The organism is Pseudoalteromonas sp. NGC95, from assembly GCF_015864705.1.
GTDB lineage: Bacteria > Pseudomonadota > Gammaproteobacteria > Enterobacterales > Alteromonadaceae > Pseudoalteromonas > Pseudoalteromonas arctica.
Genome location: NZ_JADYWR010000012.1, coordinates 21383 through 41014 on the forward strand (window position 1 = coordinate 21383; position 19632 = coordinate 41014).

12 protein-coding genes are annotated in these 19632 nt (G+C 40.7%); 2 read left to right on the forward strand and 10 right to left on the reverse strand.

Translation table 11 applies throughout. The annotated features are described in order from the left end of the window. Positions 1-58: 58 nt before the first annotated feature. Together I6E70_RS12240 and I6E70_RS12245 are read right to left on the reverse strand one after the other, a co-directional pair. Entirely contained in the window at positions 59-1783 is a 1725-nt protein-coding gene (locus I6E70_RS12240; RefSeq protein ID WP_007587184.1) for a sodium:solute symporter family protein, read from the reverse strand. Positions 1784-1793: 10 nt separating this feature from the next. Continuing rightward, positions 1794-2057: a DUF4212 domain-containing protein gene (locus tag I6E70_RS12245; RefSeq protein ID WP_007377498.1), complete on the reverse strand. Its 264-nt coding sequence runs from the start codon at positions 2055-2057 to the stop codon at positions 1794-1796. Between the two features lie 414 nt (positions 2058-2471). Here I6E70_RS12245 and I6E70_RS12250 point away from each other — a divergent pair, with 414 nt between their 5' ends. Then, positions 2472-5912: a PAS domain-containing hybrid sensor histidine kinase/response regulator gene (locus tag I6E70_RS12250; protein WP_197118015.1), complete on the forward strand. Its 3441-nt coding sequence runs from the start codon at positions 2472-2474 to the stop codon at positions 5910-5912. 116 nt (positions 5913-6028) lie between these two features. Here I6E70_RS12250 and I6E70_RS12255 read toward each other — a convergent pair whose 3' ends face one another. The 4 genes from I6E70_RS12255 to I6E70_RS12270 all read right to left on the reverse strand — a co-directional run bounded on the left by I6E70_RS12255 (position 6029) and on the right by I6E70_RS12270 (position 11914). Then, positions 6029-8674 carry a DUF2339 domain-containing protein gene (locus I6E70_RS12255; protein ID WP_197188817.1) on the reverse strand — a complete coding sequence of 882 codons (2646 nt, stop codon included), beginning with the start codon at positions 8672-8674 and terminating at the stop codon, positions 6029-6031. Positions 8675-8800: 126 nt separating this feature from the next. Further along, on the reverse strand, positions 8801-10162 hold the full coding sequence (locus tag I6E70_RS12260; protein ID WP_010554602.1) for a hypothetical protein: 1362 nt from the start codon (positions 10160-10162) through the stop codon (positions 8801-8803). A gap of 164 nt (positions 10163-10326) precedes the next feature. Further along, positions 10327-11232 (reverse strand): GGDEF domain-containing protein, encoded by a 906-nt coding sequence (locus I6E70_RS12265; RefSeq protein WP_197188818.1) that lies wholly within the window; start codon positions 11230-11232, stop codon positions 10327-10329. A gap of 97 nt (positions 11233-11329) precedes the next feature. Beyond that, on the reverse strand, positions 11330-11914 hold the full coding sequence (locus tag I6E70_RS12270; protein WP_010554604.1) for a YqaA family protein: 585 nt from the start codon (positions 11912-11914) through the stop codon (positions 11330-11332). Between the two features lie 195 nt (positions 11915-12109). Here I6E70_RS12270 and I6E70_RS12275 point away from each other — a divergent pair, with 195 nt between their 5' ends. Further along, positions 12110-13345 (forward strand): TMEM143 family protein, encoded by a 1236-nt coding sequence (locus I6E70_RS12275; protein WP_101163475.1) that lies wholly within the window; start codon positions 12110-12112, stop codon positions 13343-13345. 86 nt (positions 13346-13431) lie between these two features. Here I6E70_RS12275 and I6E70_RS12280 read toward each other — a convergent pair whose 3' ends face one another. From I6E70_RS12280 to I6E70_RS12295, 4 genes are all read right to left on the reverse strand, one after another. Beyond that, positions 13432-16578, reverse strand: a complete 3147-nt coding sequence (locus I6E70_RS12280) for an efflux RND transporter permease subunit (RefSeq protein ID WP_197188819.1) — start codon at positions 16576-16578, stop codon at positions 13432-13434. Between the two features lie 8 nt (positions 16579-16586). Continuing rightward, positions 16587-17834 (reverse strand): efflux RND transporter periplasmic adaptor subunit, encoded by a 1248-nt coding sequence (locus I6E70_RS12285; protein WP_197188820.1) that lies wholly within the window; start codon positions 17832-17834, stop codon positions 16587-16589. Continuing rightward, positions 17831-19084: a TolC family protein gene (locus I6E70_RS12290; RefSeq protein WP_197188821.1), complete on the reverse strand. Its 1254-nt coding sequence runs from the start codon at positions 19082-19084 to the stop codon at positions 17831-17833. Before I6E70_RS12290 ends, I6E70_RS12285 begins: the two co-directional genes overlap by 4 nt. Positions 19085-19234: 150 nt before the next feature. Beyond that, positions 19235-19555: a hypothetical protein gene (locus I6E70_RS12295; protein WP_008135125.1), complete on the reverse strand. Its 321-nt coding sequence runs from the start codon at positions 19553-19555 to the stop codon at positions 19235-19237. Positions 19556-19632: the final 77 nt, after the last annotated feature.

The window sequence follows — 19632 nt, forward strand, 5'->3', positions numbered from 1 at the left end:
GACTAAAGTCGGGCTTTTGGTGCTTTATGTTTTCTAAACTATATCTATAAATTATAGCCTAGTGGTCGTGTGCTTCTGCAGACCCTTTTGGGTTACGAATGCTTTCAACCATTTCTTGAATTTCAACCGGTGTAGGTTTAGTAAACTTAAGAACAATTGCAGCAACTGCAAAGTTAATAATCATACCAATTAAGCCAATACCTTCAGGCGAAATACCTAAGAACCAGTTTTCAGGGCTGTTTAGCTCTGGGCTAACAAACTTGAAGAAGATGATATACGCAGCGGTAAAGCCAATACCCGTTACCATGCCTGCAATTGCGCCTTCGCGGTTCATTGTTTTAGAGAATATACCCATAATAATTGCTGGGAAGAAACTCGCTGCCGCCAAGCCGAATGCAAATGCCACTACCGATGCCACAAACCCAGGCGGGTTAATACCAAAGTACGCGGAGATAACAATAGCGACCATGGCTGCCAACCTCGCTGCAAGTAACTCTTGCTTGTCGGTAATATCGGGCTTGAGAGTTCGCTTGAGTAAATCGTGCGAAACGGAGGTCGAAATAACCAGTAGTAAACCTGCTGTTGTAGAAAGTGCAGCGGCAATACCACCAGCAGCTACAAGTGCAATTACCCATGCTGGTAAGTTAGCAATCTCTGGATTTGCTAATACCATAATGTCGCGGTCTACGTTTACTTCGTTAGCACTGTTCGGATCGGTGATTTTACCCGCCGTGTAGAACATTTTGCCATCGCCGTTTTTATCATCAAATGTAATTAAACCTGTGCGTTCCCAGTTTTTAATCCATCCTGGTGCTTCTGCGTAAGCTGTACCGCTACCGTCTTTACCATTAATAGTATCAACCATGTTTACGCGAGCAAAGGCTGCAACCGCAGGTGCTGTAGTATAAACAATCGCGATGAACACAAGTGTCCATGCTGCAGAAATACGCGTGTCTTTTACGCGAGGTACAGTGAAAAAGCGAACAATTACATGTGGTAAACCAGCAGTACCTACCATTAACGCGCCAGTAATAGCGAACACGTCAATCATGCTCTTAGAGCCTTCGGTATATTGCGCAAAACCAAGTTCAGCGCTTAAGCCATCTAGTTTATCAAGTACGTACACGCCATCGCTGCCAATTAATGTGGCACCAAAACCGGTTTGTGGGAAGAAGTGACCCGTCATCATCATCGAGATGAAAATAGCTGGTACAAGGTAGGCAAATACAAGTACACAATACTGCGCTACTTGTGTGTAGGTAATGCCTTTCATGCCGCCAAGTACCGCATAAAAGAATACAATCACCATACCAATGTAAACACCGGTTTCAATTTCTACTTCTAAAAAGCGTGAAAATACGACGCCTACACCACGCATTTGCCCTGCAATGTAAGTAAAACAAATGAATATGGCACATACAATTGCTACTAAACGCGCGGTGCGTGAATAGTAACGGTCGCCAATAAAGTCAGGCACAGTAAACTTGCCGAATTTACGTAAGTAAGGCGCTAAACACATGGCTAATAGTACATAACCACCTGTCCACCCCATTAAGTAAACGCTGCCATCGTAACCTGCAAACGAAATAATACCCGCCATTGAAATAAACGACGCGGCACTCATCCAATCGGCAGCAGTTGCCATACCATTAGCAAGAGGAGGTACGCCGCCACCTGCTACATAAAACTCTTTAGTTGAACCCGCACGGGCCCAAATTGCTATGCCGATATAAAGCGCAAAGCTTAAACCAACAATTATAAACGTGAGTGTTTGAACATCCATTGCTTAGCTCCTATTCGTCTACGCCGTATTTTTTATCTAACGTATTCATTTTGAAAACGTACACAAAAATCAAAGCAACAAAGGTATAAATCGCGCCTTGCTGGGCGAACCAGAAGCCAAGTTTAAACCCAAAAAAACGCACTTCATTAAGTACATCAACCAGTAATATGCCAAAGCCGAAAGACACGATAAACCACACTGCTAATAGTTTAAATAACAGCGAAATGTTTTCTGCCCAATAAGCTTTTGCTTGTTCTTCATCTTTAAAAGCCATTTTTGTTTTCCCCTTTAAGCACCGCAATATCGCGATGAGTGGTTTTTTATCTTCGCTTACCAATTTAGCAACGCTGGTTACATATTGAATTGAGACCATAGTCGTAACAGCCTGTTAACGTTTACGTAAACTGTATTTATCATTCAAACGTACTTTATACATTTTCATTTTATTTCAATTGGTTAGCTTAATTTTTTGAATTGGCTTTACTATTAAATTGGTAAGTTGGTTATTAATGCGACATTAGTCTAATGCTTGAGATGATTTTATTTTTGTTATTAATATTCAATAAGATAGAAATAAAATGAAAGTTTTATTTTAAATTCAAGCCTCACACTTAACCTCAGTTCTGGTATTGTGTTAATCCCTCATAGGGTTGAGGGACTATTTAAAATAATAAGGTTTAATAACAACATGACTGCCGTACTCATTATTGTTGCTTTAAGTTATATAGGTGTGCTGTTTTGGCTCGCTAATTGGGGCGATAAAACAACCCCTTTGGCAAAGCGTATTAGCCATCACCCTTTTGTGTATTCACTCTCACTTGGGATTTACTGTACCTCTTGGACTTACTACGGCTCAGTGGGTACAGCCGCCACCAGCAGTTGGAGTTATTTGCCAATATTATTGGGCCCTGCGCTGCTGTTTTTATTCGGCCAAGGGTTTTTACGTAAGCTGGTACTGGTAAGCAAAAAACAAAACATAACCACTATTGCTGACTTTATTTCAGCTCGTTACGGCAAACGCCAAACTACCGCGATTATGGTTACTGTAATCGCCTTACTCGCGACTATTCCCTATATTGCACTGCAATTAAAAGCGCTTAGTACCAGCTTTTTACTTTTGCAAAACAGTAATAAAATATCAGGCGATATGCTCGCGCTTTCTGCCACATTAATTATGGCCTTATTTGCAATATTTTTTGGTACCCGCAAAGTGGACGTAACAGAGTATCGCTCTGGGTTAATGCTTGCTGTCGCGTTTGAATCAATGATTAAACTTATTGCACTTATTGCTGTAGCAGGCCTTGCTGTTTACACCTTATTTAATATGCCAGAGCCTACTTCAAATAAAGTAACCGAGTCGATTTGGGCCCATTGGAGCGACTTTAACTTCTTTAGCTTTAACTTTATTGGCCAGTCCTTAATGGCTGCGGCCGCTATTATATGTTTACCACGCCAGTTTCATGTAACCGTGGTCGACAACCAAAACAAACGCCACTTACTTACCGCTCGCTGGGCTTTTCCGCTGTATTTATTATTAACTGCCGCAATGATTTTACCTATTGCTACTGCGGCTATTCATCCTGAAATTGGCAGCGGCTATTCGCCAGATAGCTTTGTACTTGCCCTACCGTTAATTAACGACAACGCCTTTTTAACCACCTTTGTATTTATAGGTGGTTTATCGGCCGCCACCGCAATGATAGTGGTAGCAACACTGACGCTAAGCACGATGATTTCAAACGATGTGGTATTACCCCTAATGCTACGTCGTAAATTTAAACGCAACTTAATTACCACCAGTTATAAGTCTCGCATTTTGCTTGTAAGGCGCTTTGCTATTGCAGGCATTTTAATTTTGGCCTATTTCTATCAGCAATGGTTTGGCCATAGCAGCGCACTGGCAAGTATGGGCTTAGTTGCTTTTTCACTTGTTACTCAATTATTACCCGCTATTGTGGGTGGTTTATACTGGCGAAAAGGCCATGCTTATGGGGTTTATGCAGGTTTAGTAGCGGGCTTTATTTGCTGGGTACTATTTTTAATGCTGCCAATACTCGATGCCGGAGCAACGCTTGATAGCGAGCTACAACAAACGCTTATAACGCGTGGAACCTTGATAGCTTTGTTTGCCAATATTGGGTGTTATATTAGTTTTTCACTTGGGGCTGAGGAGCGCTTAATTGATAAGATTCAGGCCGCTGCTTTTGTTAACCCTAAAGATCAGGCTATTTTATCAAGGCGCTTAAATAAAGACGTAAAAGCCACTGTTTACGACTTTAAAATACTACTGCAAACCTTTTTAGGTATTCAGCGCAGCCAACAAGTATTGGCGCATTACGCACTCGCCCATCACTTAAGCGATAACAACGCACACCCAGAGCCTGAATTTATAGCCTACTGCGAACGCGCGTTAACAGGCGTGCTGGGCGCATCTTCCGCACAAGCATTAATACATACGGTATCGTCGGGTAAGCGTATGGCGTTTGAAGAAGTTGTAAACTTTTTTGACGAAACCACACAAGCGCTGCAATTTAATCAAAATCTGTTATTTACCTCACTCGAAAATTTAAGCCATGGTATTTCAGTTGTCGATAAAGATTTAAAGCTAGTAGCTTGGAATAAACGCTACAGCGAAATGTTCGGCTACCCTGAAGGATTTTTAGAAGTAGGCCAACCCATAGAAGATATTATTAGATACAACGCTAACCGTGGTGAATGTGGCCCTGGCGAAATAGAACGCCAAGTAGAAAAACGTGTGCAGCATTTAAAATACGGCAGCTCGCATCACTTTATTCGCCACCGTCGTAATGGCCAAGTATACGAAATGATTGGTAATCCGCTGCCCGATGGCGGATTTGTTACCAGCTTTTCGGATATTACCAATCACATAAGTACGCAAAATGCGCTTGAAGAAGTAAACATGGATCTTGAAAACCGCATAGAAGCGCGAACTCAAGAAGTGCAAACCATTAATAGAGACTTACAAGCTCAAATAGATAGCCGTGTACAAACCGAGCAAGCACTTACTTTAGCCAAACGAGAAGCTGAGCAAGCCAACGACAGTAAAACGCGCTTTCTAGCACTGGCGAGCCACGACATTTTACAGCCGTTAAACGCAGCACGTTTATACCTTGCTGCCATTGACGAAAAGCAACTCGACAGCACTAACCAAAACAGCTTTGAAAAATTAGGCGACAGTCTCGATTCAACCGTGCATTTAATGTCGGCACTACTTGAAATAGCCAAGCTAGAACAAGGCGCTATGACCCCAACTCCTCGCCACTTTTATATTGAAGATATTTTAGCGCCATTGCAAAGTGAATACGCTATTTTATCAAGTGATAAAGGCCTTAAGCTTAGTGTGCGTTCACACCAGCAAATTGTGCATAGCGATATAACCTATTTGCGCCGAATTATTCAAAACTTGGTCTCTAATGCAGTTAAATACACCGATAATGGCCGTGTATTAATTGCCTGTAGGAACCGAAAGCACAATTTACGAATAGAAGTATGGGATACAGGCCCTGGTATTAGCGAAGTAGAGCAAGCTAAAATATTTAACGACTTTTACCGTGTTGAGTCGGGCGATAACAAAGGCGTAGGCTTAGGCTTAGGTGTTGTAAAACGTATGGCTGACTTATTAAGTTTGCCGCTTGATGTGCATTCTGAGCCAAATAAAGGTAGCCGTTTTAGCATTGAGGTACCTTATGGTGACGAGCAGTTTGTACAACAAAAAAGTACGACAAACAGCCTAATAGAAAACCGTGCAGCAATTAATATTGTTGCCGTAGACGACGACCCTGAAAATTTAGCAGCAATGGCAAGCTTACTTAAAAAGTGGCAAGCTAATTACACGCTATTTGATAATGTAAATAATGTACTGGCGCACGCTAAGCAAAACGGTGCACCCGATGTTATTTTAATGGACTACCAATTAGGCAATGACTGCGATGGCATAACGCTAATTAAAACCCTGCGCGAAATTTGGCAAAGCCAAGTACCCGCTATTTTAATTACCGCAGTACGCGACACCGAGCTTAAACAAGAAACCAAAGCCGCTAATATTCATTATTTAAGTAAGCCAATTAAACCGGGCAAACTAAAAGCACTGCTTAATCACAGTACATAATAAGCGAGCAAAAAGTGATCTAGTTAAAAGTGTTCTAGTTAAAAGCTATCAAGTAATAGCGTAAAACAAAAAGCCCAGTATCTTCACTGGGCTTTGCTTTATAAAGTGTTCAAAAGTTAAACTGGATTTACTCGGCTTCTAAGCTTTTGGAATAACCAACTTAACCCCACCAACGAAAGTCCTAATCCAATAAACGAAAGCGCTTTAAGTAAGCCCTCCAAGTTAGCCATATCAATTAAAAACACTTTAACAATAACTGCAGCTAGTAAGCCTAAGCCTATTTTTTGTATTAATAACTGGTTTTTTAAATGACCAAAAATAACAGTACCCGCACCCATTACTAACCAAATAACAGAGTAGCTATAAAGCTCTGCATTACTTGCGCCTTTTGATAAGTAAATGTAAGGACCTTGCCAGTATTGGCGAATAAAGCTGTTTATTGCCAATAATATAAAGCCACCTGCAACGGCCAATATAAATGGTGTAGCTTTAGCATTTATTGGTTTTACAAGCTTGGCCAGCCAAAGCGTTAATCCTGCAGGTACTAACCACAATAGTAATAACCAGTTAAATATTGGCAGCTCACCTATGTAAAGTGATTCAAATAATGGGTTGTCGTCAAGCAGTGTTTTAATAGCAAAAAGCCCTGCTAACCCTACAAGTGCAAAGCCCGCCACTTGGTATAACTTAGCTAAAGTACCGGCAAGTTTTGCTCTGTGTAAATACACACACCCTAATGCCAGCCAGTTACAGGTAAGGAGTATTTGTTCGTAAAAGTTAAGTGAATCAAATTGCGGATAATGCCCTACTAACTGATAACTTGTTTCGGTGGTAATAAAAAGTGCTAAACAATGAAGCGCTGCACCTTCGAGCCATATTTTCAGTTTTGATGAGTCAAAGCACTTAGCTGCGGCAAAAAATAACGCAATACATAACGGATAAACCACAATGCTCCAATGCAAACCAAATACCGTGAGTGCATCGTAACTTGGCGTCCAAGGTGAAAGCGTAAGGCGCAGTAATAACGCAGCAACCAAGGCTTTTATAGGCCAATGTGGCATAGGCACGCTATAGCGTTTAATAAGTACGCTTATAAGTAATACTTGTACAGCAAGAGCAATGGTTAGGCCGCTGTCACTTAGTAGCATGGTAATTGCTAACGTAATATTGGCATTAGCACCTATCCAATAAGTAAAACGCTGAAATAGCGTTGTATTATGTTGCGCGAGCTTTATTAAAATAGCGGCGACTACAAACAATACAACGGCCCAAAGTGGATATGCAGTACTTAACGCGGAATTAGGAATAAGCGTATATAAAGTCGCTATCATTACAAATACACTAAATGCCCCCGTAATATGAAACGCTAAACGCTTAATCTGTTTTTTACCGTAATAAAGCCCAAAAGCGGTAAGTAACAATCCGAGTAATAAACCCAAACCATACTCATTTTTGAATATAAAGAGTGCGTCATCAAATAGGTTTGGCGAAAGATGCGTGCGCTGAGCGCCTATCACTAATAGCGTTGAAATAACTAACGCTACACCCTGCCAAATATCCCAACGGCTATTTTTAAGGACTAAAAACAACACCAATACAATGCTTAACACGCCGATTGTTTGCCACTGCATATCAAAGTGACTTATTAGCATGGTAAATATTAAAGGCGCTATAAAGGCGAGTAATAATGCATGATCTGGAAGCACTTTAAGTAAGCGTTTTAAACTGTGCGGGCGATGTTCAATAACATTCAGTTTTAGACCTAAGCGCGGTATAGCAATTAACCCAATAATACTAAGTAAAGCAAATGCCCCCATTAACCAAACGGTATTAATTTTAAGTAATGTAAAACCAACTAAATACCAACCAATATGCCCTGCCCATAATAAATACCACAACCAAGCTCGCTGTACTTTATGTGCAACTAACGCGGCTGACAAACTTACAAAGCCAACATACATAAATAATGCAAACAAGTTACCACTGCCAGTGCTAACCCATATTGGTACGCTGTAAGCGCCAATAATACCAAGCACGGCCAATAGCGGGCCTAACCTAAGCGCCATCGCGCTTGCACTAATTGCTATAATAGCTAACGCAAAAAATGCCACGGTAGGGCTCAGCATGCCGTAACTGCTGTAAGCTAAAAGCGTTAAAGCAAAACAGGTAATAAACCCGCCGCTTGCAAGCGCTGCGGGTATGTAATTATTAAAGCCTTCAAATACAATGCGTTTATGGTGTAAATAAGCTGCGGCTGCAATTAGGCCAAGCCCAAATAAGCCGCCTAAACTCAACCTCATTACAGGCGATAATAATCCCGCTTCTAGGCTGTATTTAGCTAAAAAGATGCCCCCAAACGCAAGCGCTATTGCGCCTATCCAGGTCATCCAGTTCTCTTCAAACCCTGCGCGTAATTTATTAAATAGTAATTCTGTGGCTGATGCTGTAGCTGGTTTGGCTTTTTTAGGAGGCGCTGATGGCTGATTTATTAAAGGTGGCGACGCGTTTTGGGACGTTGAGCTTGGCTGTGCTTTATGAGCAATTGGCTCTGTTATTGAAATCGCTGCCTGAGCCGTAGATGCTTCACTTTGAGGTTCACTTTGCGATATCGGTTTATGTGTTTGTAAGTGTGTTACTTTGGCCCTTAAAACAGCCACTTCTTGTTTTAATCCATTTAACTGCACTAGCGCTATTAAGCCGCAAATAGCACCGGCAACTACAACCAGTATTACTATGACGGCTAACCCAACTAAATCATCCATGGCACACTCTTATTAATTATTATGCCCAGAGTGTACCTAATTATTAATGAGTAGGTAAATTTTGTTCAATAAAAAAGCCTAAGTACTTAAAGTGCTTAGGCTTTATGCTACTTAATATGTTTAGATTTATTCAACACTATCGGTAATAGTGCGCTCTAGGGTCATTTTATAACCTGAGCTTGTTGTTTCATCATGCTCTAAAATCAATATGTAGTTACCCTCTTGTGTAAAGTCCATATCGCTTTGCTGAATAAGCACAATTTGCTGGCCATTATCTTCATATACAACATAAACCGTGTAAATTTCGTTATCTACAACCTGTTCTTCTTGGTCATACTTATCTAGGCCATCGACTACGTTACTGGTGTCGTCTACCGTTTCGCCGTTAAGTGTAAAGTACACATCTACATCTGAAACCGACTGCCCTGCGTAGCTTTCAATTAGGTTTACAACCGATACCGTATGGCTGTAACTACTTGGTGTTAGGTTTTCTTCAACGCTCATCATACGTAAACCGTTATCAACGTCGTTATAAAAAATACCCACCGCACTTTGCTCACGCTCTAGCGTCATTAAAAAGTTATCAGCTAGTTTTGTACCTTCTTCGTCGTACATCGCTACGCTGTAACTATTAGGCGAAAGTTCAACATAATCGGTATAAGAGTCACTAGCAACTGTATTTGTTGTGTTTACAGTTGTACCGCGTGTAGCAGAAAAGCTTACTGGCGAGTAGTCATCAACCGTATTTATAAAACGTAATTGCCCCAGGGCAGATTGATGTTTAAGCTCAGTAACGTAGTTATTATCGGTTACTACATCAAGCGTAATACCGCCTTCTTCTGTAGCATAACTTGGGCGGATCATTGCTACATAGCTTGCTTCGTCGTATAAATAAACAGATGACGACTCGTACACAACATCACTGCTGCCCGCTTCTGTTATGTAAATAGTGTAATAGCCTTCATCAATGCTTTGCAGATCTAACTCACTTAAATATTGAGCCGATGAAAAAAGTGTCGCGCTTTCAAATACGCCATCATCAGTTGCTAAATAAATATCGTAGTTAGTATCCTCCCCTGCAATATTATAAAACCCTAAGTTAAACTCACCCGTATCGCTTGTGATAGGTACGCTAAGCTCTGTAAATGTAGGCTCATCAAAGTTGCCGCTCATTACTACTAACTGTGTTTTATCACCTTTAATAGAAATTTCTTGGTCGCTAATTGTTATATAGCTGTCGTTAGCATCTAGGTATTCAAAACTTACATCATAAGTGCCTGTACTGTAGTTATGGCGAGTAGTTACATCGGCAAAATCAGCGCCTGAGCGCTCTGTTTCTTCAACAAACAAACGTGTATATGGGCTATTGTAAGAGCCGTTATACAATTGGATGTAACCTGTAGAGCTTGAGCTATCATCAGAGCCGCAGCCCGACAAAATAGTAATTAGACTTAAGGGTAATGCAGCTTTTAAAAGGGAGTTGGTCATTAAGGTTATTCCTTATTATTAATATCCCCATTATGACCCAAACATTCTATTTTAATTTCATGATTTACAAAGCATTACCCTCACTGACATTTCCTTACGAAAACGTTAAAAAGTGTAGTAAATGTGCAAACAATAAGGACGTGTTTTTATATAATTAAAAACGCTTACGGGGCAATTTCAAAACGATCTCGGCCACTCTTCTTAGCTAAATATAAAGCTTGATCAGCGCGCTTCATTACTTTATCTAAAGGCTCATTAGCCGTTTGCATTGCAACACCTATACTTACTGTTAAGTGGCGAGAATTTTGAACATTTATGGTGTGCGCAAGATCAATTAATTGCTGCGAAAAATCACACGCTTGCGTCATATTATTTGTAGGCAAGTAGCCACCAAACTCTTCACCACCGAGACGAGCAAACTTGTTTTGGTGCGTAAAAGCATTGTCGTATTTAGTTGCTAGTTCTTTAAGCACTACATCACCAACATCATGACCAAATTCATCATTAATTGCTTTAAAGTGGTCAATATCTACAATTAAAATAACGTAAGGTGAGTGCTGAGTATCTTTAGCGTGCTGATAAAAATAACGTCTGTTATGTACCTTGGTTAAATCATCAATAATTAGCTCACGCGCTAATCGATTATTAATACTTTGTACAAAGCGCATCGTTTTAAATAAACCATAGGAAGTTAAAAGCATACCGCTGGTTCTGCATAAATCTTCAAAATAAATACTTACCCAGTAAGGCTGTATCACTATCTCATCGATTAAATCAGCTGTATTACCCATGGACCAGAGCATTAATCCGAGAGTCGAAAATGTATATGCAAGCTTTGAAAGTTTGGAGCACTGAACCATCCAAAATAAAAAAATAAGAACAATTAAATTAATAAAATCAGTTGTAAAACCGTAAACATTATTTTGAACTTGTAAGGGAGGAAAGTTAGTTAGGGAGTAGGCTGAAAAAATAACAATATAAGCTAATAAAAATATGCTTACAGTTTTATTTTTCCAGCTCATTTTAAAAAAATTAGAAAGCCTGATAGTGAGTTTTACAGTTTCAATCATATTAACCCTAAGCTTTTCGATACTATATTAAAAAACTATAGCACATTACCAAAAAGGCTTATTAGAATAAGGTGGTTAATAACCTTTAATAATGAGCTTAAATCACCAAGCTTAATCCCCAAACTCCTAACACAAGTAACGTTATTAAAACCATTGCCTTAGTTTTGTGTTTACTAATGATTCGCTCAGCTTCATTACCTGCATAATAAACAATAATAGCCAGACCAAAGTAACGAATAGAACGCGCAATACCCGAGGCCAATAAAAACAGCCAAATAGAGTACTTAGTCGCGCCAGCTGCAAGCATCGCTATTTGAAACGGAATAGGCACTATGCCTAGTGTTATTACAAACCAAAAACCTTGATCTTGCATTTGCTGTTTAACGTTTTCAAATTGCTCAGGGCTCGAAAACGTATTAATAATCCAATCGCCAACCGCATCAAATAAATAATAACCCAACGCATAACCAAACAATGCGCCCACTATGCAGCCTAAAGTAGCCATTAGCGCAATAAGCCATAGCTTTTCACGACGAGCTTGCATTAGCGGTACTAATACAGCTTCGAGTGGAATAGGAACTATGGTTGACTCTAAAAATGACGCCACTGTAATACCGCTAAGCATATGCTTAGAGTCAATAAAATTACGCGTTTTTTCTTTTAGCTTTTTTTGAATGGCCATAGTAAATCCTTTTCACTTATAAATAAGAACAAGAGTATTCAATGAGCTAATAATTACATATTTAGGTTAATACACGCTGAAAACAGTGTGCTAAATTTATCAGGTCCTACTGCATTAACAAATTAGTAATATCCATAAGAATATTTTATTATGTGCCTATGCAGTTAGATTCCCTATCACAGTAGTTATTAATTTATGCAAAGTGCGCGTTTTATTCCCTTTAGAAAGCAAGATATTGTTGATATGTGTAGCGAAGAGCTTAAAAGCAGTACACAAAAAACATCGTTTAAACAATTTTGCGATTTACTAGCAAGCCTTATTCATTACGATTACCACTCAACACTTGAGTCACTTAAAAACAACTACGCCCCTTTTGATCCCAACAGTGACACGCGATCGTTAGCGCCAGTATCGGCGGATCAAAAAGCGCAGTGCCAACATGAGTTTGCTAAAGATTTTGCTAAGGTGCTTAATGCCGCTAATTTTGAAGTGATAACCAATGAAGACTTACAAGATGCATTAAATGAAGAGTCATTATTTAAGGTGCGCCTTGAAGTTGAATTTGACGACTTTGAAGAAGTGGTATTTTATCGCCGTGGCGAGTCGCAACTCACTGAAACTATTACCAGCTTTTGGGGCCTTCGTAAAAAGCCGCTGCACTTTACTAATTACGACCGTGTTGCCGTGTTTATTCGCTTTAAAGATAGCGCTTATTTTGAAGCTAAAAATAAAACGCCAATGGGATTTGAGCCAAGCTCAACCATAGTAAAGCTGTTTCAAAATGTGCCAAAGGCCGATCTCGAAATGCTATTTCCTAATAGCGAAGTACGCATGCGCCCTATTGATAAAGCAATTATTGGCTCATCGGCTTTAGTTGGCGGTGCAGTGGTACTTATAACTAAACTTGGTGCATCAATCGTATTATTGCTTGCTCTGTTTGCTTTTTGGGGTGGTTTTAGAAGTGAAGCTGTAGAAATGACCCAACAACATTTTATTACCTTTGCTATTGGCATGGGAGTATTTGGCAGCTTTATTTTTAAAGAATGGAGTAAGTTTAAAAACCGTAAAATTAAATTTATGAAAGCGCTTAGCGATAACCTCTACTTTAAAAACCTTGATAATAACGCGGGTGTTTTTCACACGCTTATTGACGCTGCCGAAGAAGAAGACATAAAAGAAGCCCTGCTTGCGTATACCTTTTTACTCAAATCAGAAAGCGGCTTAACCGCACAAACGCTTGATGAACAAATAGAGCATTGGTTTAAAAGTAAATACCAGTGCGATCTTGATTTTGAAATTAGCGACGCACTTGAAAAGCTGGTGCGTATGCGTTTGGTAACGTGCACTAGTGATGTGTATAGCGCAATAAATTTAGATCACGCAAAAACGATATTAGATGAGCGTTGGGATAATCTTTTTCAATATAATTAATGTAGTATTTTTGCTAAATAATACCCAAATAAAAAAGCAGCTGTAAGTACAGCTGCTTTTTTTATTACATTATTAATAGCTAGTATTTAAGCTAATTCAGCTTCTGCTTTTTTAGTAAATTTAGAATGTACTAACTTATAAAGCGCAGGCAATATTAACAGTGTCAGTAAAGTTGATGAAATAATCCCGCCAACCACTACTGTCGCGAGAGGTTTTTGCATTTCAGAACCCGTTCCCGAATTAAGCGCCATAGGTATAAAGCCTAAACTTGCCACCAGCGCCGTCATCAGTACCGGGCGCAAGCGCTGTAATGCACCGCTGTGAATTGCATCAAACAAACTTAAACCATCGCTTCGTAACTGCTTTATAAACGACAGCATAACTACGCCGTTTAATACCGCGACACCACTTAGGGCAATAAAGCCGACACCTGCTGATATTGAAAGCGGCATATCGCGCAGCAATAACGCAAGCACACCACCCGTTAATGCCAGTGGCACACCACTAAATATAATCAATGAATCACGAAGCGATCCAAAGGCGCTATACAGTAAGCCAAATATAAGCAGTAAAGTGACCGGTACAACCAACGACAATCGCTTACTTGCCGATTGTAGCTGCTCAAACGTGCCGCCGTATTCAAGCCAATAGCCACTTGGTAAATTAAGTGATTCATTCATGCTCGCTTGCGCATCACTTACAAAGCTTGCTAAATCGCGCCCCTCTACATTGGCAGTTACTACTACATTGCGCTTACCACTTTCGCGGTTTATTTGATTAGGCCCTTTTTCAATGCTGATTGTTGCTACTTCGCCAAGCGGTACAAATGCAAGTTCTGGGTTACTATCTTTAGGTAAAGCAACTGGCAAACGAGCAAGTGCTGATACATCGCTAGACCAACGCTTATCAAGGCGCACTAATAACGAAAAGCGTTTATCGCCCTCAAAAATTAGTCCGGTTTGCACACCACCAACAGCGGCGGCAAGTGTCTGTTGAATATCGTTTACGCTTAAACCCAATAACGCCATGTGGTCGCGCATTGGTGTTACCGAAAGTGTTGGCAATCCTTCCATTTGCTCCAAACGTACATCGGTAGCGCCTGCAATATTACGCATTAGCCCTGTGGCTTTTTCGCCAAACTCTTTAAGTACGCTTAAGTCGTCACCATAAATACGCAGTGCCACATCGGCGCGCACGCCAGCAATTAACTCGTTAAAGCGCATTTCTATTGGTTGTGTAAATTCGTAATTATTACCAGGGACATCGTTAACACGGGTACGAATTTGCTGAACCAATTCTGCTTTAGTAAGTGCTGGATTAGGCCACTCATCTTGCGGTTTGAGTATTAAAAAAGTATCGGCAACATTGGGCGGCATAGGATCGCTTGCTACATCGGCAGTACCAATTTTTGAAAATACGTTAGCAACCTCAGGCTGATCTAATATGGCTTGCTCAAGCTCTTTTTGCATTTGCACAGATTGCTCAATACCAGTGCCGGTAATGCGCAGCGCGTGCATAGCAATATCGCCTTCATCAAGTTTCGGTAAAAATTCTGCGCCCATGTTTTTAACTTTAAAACCAAGCACCAATACTAATGCCGTGGCAATACCCACCATCAGCCACGGTAATTTAAGCGATATACCAAGTAATGGCTTATACACTTTTTTAACGCCGCGCATGACTGCGTTTTCGGTTTCATCAACCTTACCGCGAACAAACACTGCAATAGCAGCAGGTACAAATGTAACGCCAAATATAAGCGCGCCAATTAACGCCGCAACTACAGTAAACGCCATTGGCTGAAACATTTTGCCTTCAACGCCGCTTAGTGCAAATAAAGGTAAGTAAACCAGCATAATAATAACAATGCCAAATACAGCCGGTGTAAATACTTCTTTGGTGGCTGCGGTCACTACATTTAAACGCTCGTTTAAAGTAAGTAGCCTGCCATGTTTATGCTGAGCTACACCCAATTGGCGCAGGCAGTTTTCAACTACAATTACAGCACCATCAACAATTAAACCAAAGTCGATTGCGCCTAAACTCATTAGGTTACCCGATACGCGATTACCTACCATACCTGTAACGGCAAACAACATACTCAACGGAATAACCATTGCCGTAATAAGCGCGCCCGTTACATTACCCAGCAGTAATAGCAAAATTACTATCACTAAAATGGCACCTTCAAATAAGTTGGTTTGCACGGTTGCTATGGTTTTATCAACAAGAGTAGTACGGTCGTAAACTGCCTCAACAATAACGCCAGCGGGTAAGCTTTTTTGCACATCAACTAACTTATCAGCCATAGCTTTTGCCACTATGCGGCTGTTTTCGCCAATTAGCATCATGGCGGTGCCGAGCACGGTTTCCTCGCCGTTATAAGTGGCCGCGCCGGTTCTAAGCTCTTTGCCTAAAAGCACGTTAGCCACATCTTTAATGCGTACAGGTGCATCGTCGCGCTTAGCTATAACGGTATTGGCTATGTCATCAATGGTTTTAAGCTGCCCAGGCGAGCGTACTAAATATTGCCCGTCAAAGCGCTCTATATAGCCTGCGCCTCGGTTACTGTTATTAACCTCAAGTGCACTAATTACATCGCTAATAGTAAGCTTATAGGCAATGAGTTTTTCGGGCACTGGCGCTACTTGGTATTGGCGCTCAAAACCACCTTGGCTGTTTATTTCGGTAACGCCTTTTACTTTTAAAAGCTGCGGACGAATAACCCAATCTTGCAAAGTGCGTAAGTCTTCGGCGTTGTAAGCAGTGCCATCTTCTTTTAACGCATTAGGCGCGGCGTGCACACTATAAGTAAATATTTCGCCTAAACCACTGGCAATAGGACCCAAGTTTGGCTCTACGTTATTAGGTAAGTCGGAGCGAATACTTTGAATACGCTCACCAATTTGCTGACGCGCCCAATAAATATCGGTGCCTTCATTAAAAATAACCGTTACTTGCGAAAGCCCATAACGCGAAAGCGAACGGGTATAATCAAGCTTAGGTATGCCCGCCATGGCGGTTTCTACCAAATAAGTAATGCGTTGCTCTACCTCTAATGGCGTAAAACCATGCGCTTTGGTATTAATTTGCACTTGTACGTTAGTTATATCGGGTACTGCGTCTACTGCTAAATTTTGAATGTTGTATACACCAAATCCAGCAAATAAAAATGTAAGCGCAAGCACCAGCATGCGGCGTTTAACCGCAAAAGAAACTATCCAATTAATCATGGTGCCTCCTAGTGAGCGTGGCTTGCGCCGCTTTTTAAAATATCAGCTTTAATGACATAACTATTGTCTGTTACGTATTCGCTACCTGCGTTTAAGCCTGTAAGTACTTCTACCCACTCACTATTTTTTGCACCTAAGGTAACGGGGCGCACTTCAAATACATTATTTTTACGAACAAACACACTGGGTTGACCGTTAAATTCTTGAATTGCTTGTGGCTTTACACGCACGCTGGCATTTATTTTAGCCACACTTACATCGCTATTTATATGCATGCCTGGGCGCCAATGCCCGTCTGGGTTATTAAGCTCTATACGGGCACGCGCTATGTGCCCGCCAGTCATCATTGGGGCTATAAAAAACACTTTGCCTTGCGTATTTAAATGATGATGCAAGTCGTACACTTTAGCGCTTTGACCAATGGCTAGTTTTTCAATGTTTTCAGGAAAAGCCGATAACTCAACCCATACTTTATCAAGGTTAACTACCTGCATAAGTGCGCTGGTGCTTGCAAGCTCGCCACGCTTTAAGTATTGCTCGGTTACAACGCCACTAATTGGGCTTTTAATAGGATAGTTTTGCAGTGTTTCCCGGTTGGTTACATTGGCAAGTACTTCGCCTTTTTTAACGTTTTGACCAATGCTTACAAAAATATCACTGATCAATCCTGTATACGGCGCCATTACTTCTACCGTGCCATGTTGTGTTGGTGCAATAACGCCAAAAAGCGTATCGGTAATATCCACTTCACCACTTTGCGCTATCTCGGTTTTAATACCTGCGCGCTCAATAGCTCGCTCTGTTAGCGTAGTTTGCCCTTCGTGTTGATCGTACTCATAGCTAATGCTCTCACCGTTATAATTAGCAGTAACGGTAAGTGCAAACGAATGCGGTTCGTTAATTGATTGCGTGCTCACAAGGTAGTCGCCCTCAGCTGCAAACTGTATATTTTGCGGCGCTTCAACTAAGCGCTTTAAACTCATTGTTATGTTTAAGTCGTTTATATTAATTGGCTTATTCTGTTTATAGCCGTATACGCGCAGCTCAACATTACCTGCAAATTCTTGCAATTTAAGCTCAAGGGTTAATTTAGGATCAGTTAATAAAAAGCCGCCGTGTGGACCTTGCTTTTGCTCGTCTTGTTCTGTTTCTTTATGACCTGACTCGCCATGCTCAGCAGAGGCAAATGCATGTGTACTTACAAAGCTGCTGGCAAACGAAAGTGATACTAGTAATGCGATTATATTTTTATTCATGATTGATGAGTCTCAATTAAAGATTGGCCTGTTAAACGCTCAAGAGTAAGTAGCACTTGGTACAGCTCTGCGTGAGTGGTAATAAGTGTGCGTTTAGAATCAAAAAGTGCTTGTTGAGCATCAAGCAATTGCAACACCGAAATTTGTCCGCGTTGATAACTTTTTAAGCTTTGCTCAATCAATGTTTGTGCCTGAGGAATAATTTGATCAGATAATAGCTTTGCCTGATTAGCTCGACCTTGATAATAAGCGTACAAAGTACGTACTTGCTGGCGTAGCTGGATGCGCAATTGCCCTTGCTGCTCATTTAAAAGCATGAGCTGACTATTTGCAGCTGCAATATTTCCGCTATTTGAATTACTTAATTGCAGTGGCATAGAAAACGAAAACACTAATGAGCTGGAGTCGCTTTGTTGGTTATAGCGCACGCCTCCCCCTACATTAATATCGGTTTGTCCGTTTGCTTTTTGCAGTGTTAAATTAGCTGTTTGCTGTAAATATTGCTGTTGTAATAATGCAAATTCAGGGGCTTGGTTAACCGCATCTAAAAGTGCTTGCGCTGATTTAAGCGCAGTAATTGCATTAATATTGCCAGCAAAAGTATCGTAGGATTGCTCCTCACTCCACAGCTCGTTAAGCGATAAACTTGCTCGCTCAAATTCACTATTAAGCATGGCTTTATCAAGCTCTACTTGGCTAAGTGCATAACGCATGCGCGTTACATCAGCTTGCGACGCAGCACCCGCATTAGCTCTTTGTTCAATCGCTTTAAGCGCTTGAGTAACTACCTGTTTACGCTCGTTATTTAAACTTAATAATGTTTGAAATTTAAGTCCTTGGTAGTATCGCTCAGCAGTGGTTGCTAATAAGGCTAAACGGGTATTTTGATACTGTATTGCTTGGGCTTTAATATTGGCGGTTGCGTAATTAATACGGCTTTGGCGCTTATCGCCCAGCTCTATTAGTTGGCTAAGCCCAAGCGTTATTTCAGCGCCTTGAATGCCACGCGCCTTGTTTGTGCCCAGTAAGTTTTCAGCTTCAACATTCAATACAGGATTAGGCGAAAGAGCAGCTTGAGATTTAAGCGCACTCAATATTTTTTGATGATAAGGGTAGCGTTTTAATACCAGATTTTGTTGTTCGGTATTACTCAGTGCCTGCTTAAGGGTTAATGTTTTAACATTCGCCAAAGTACTAAAAGCAGGTAATGCGCACAGTAGCGCCACCAGCATAATTGGTTTTTTATTCATATAGCGTGTCCGTTTTTTAACAAACAGAGTTAACTTAATCACTACGCCTATTTTAAAAACAAGCGCGATCAAGCAACCTAAATATGTAAATAACTAGCCTAATAGCGCACAAGCGCAGGCAGTTTTTTACAAAGTATTTAAAATTAAAAGCTAGCTATAAAAATTTGGTGGCGGTACATCTGGCGGGTAATTTAACCCGTTATAGCACGCAGGCGAAGTTGCTTTACTTTGCTCTGGACTTATTGAATGGCTAGAGGTGCTGTTGTAGCCACAATGGCAATGTTGGTGGGCATGAATCTCGGTAGTTGATGTCTTATCGCTTTGGTTATCATCGGCTGTGGAGTCGCCTTGCGATAACGAACTGGTTACGTGATCAACGTCTTCTTGCAAATGATACGCAGCACCATCACAGCTAATAAAGCTATGTACAAGCACTAATAATATCACTATTAAAAAACGGTTTGAGCGCATTACCTACCTAAAACTCTAAAATGCAATTTAAGAAATCGCACAATACCTTAAATTTATTCAAATGTAGAGAGCCGCTA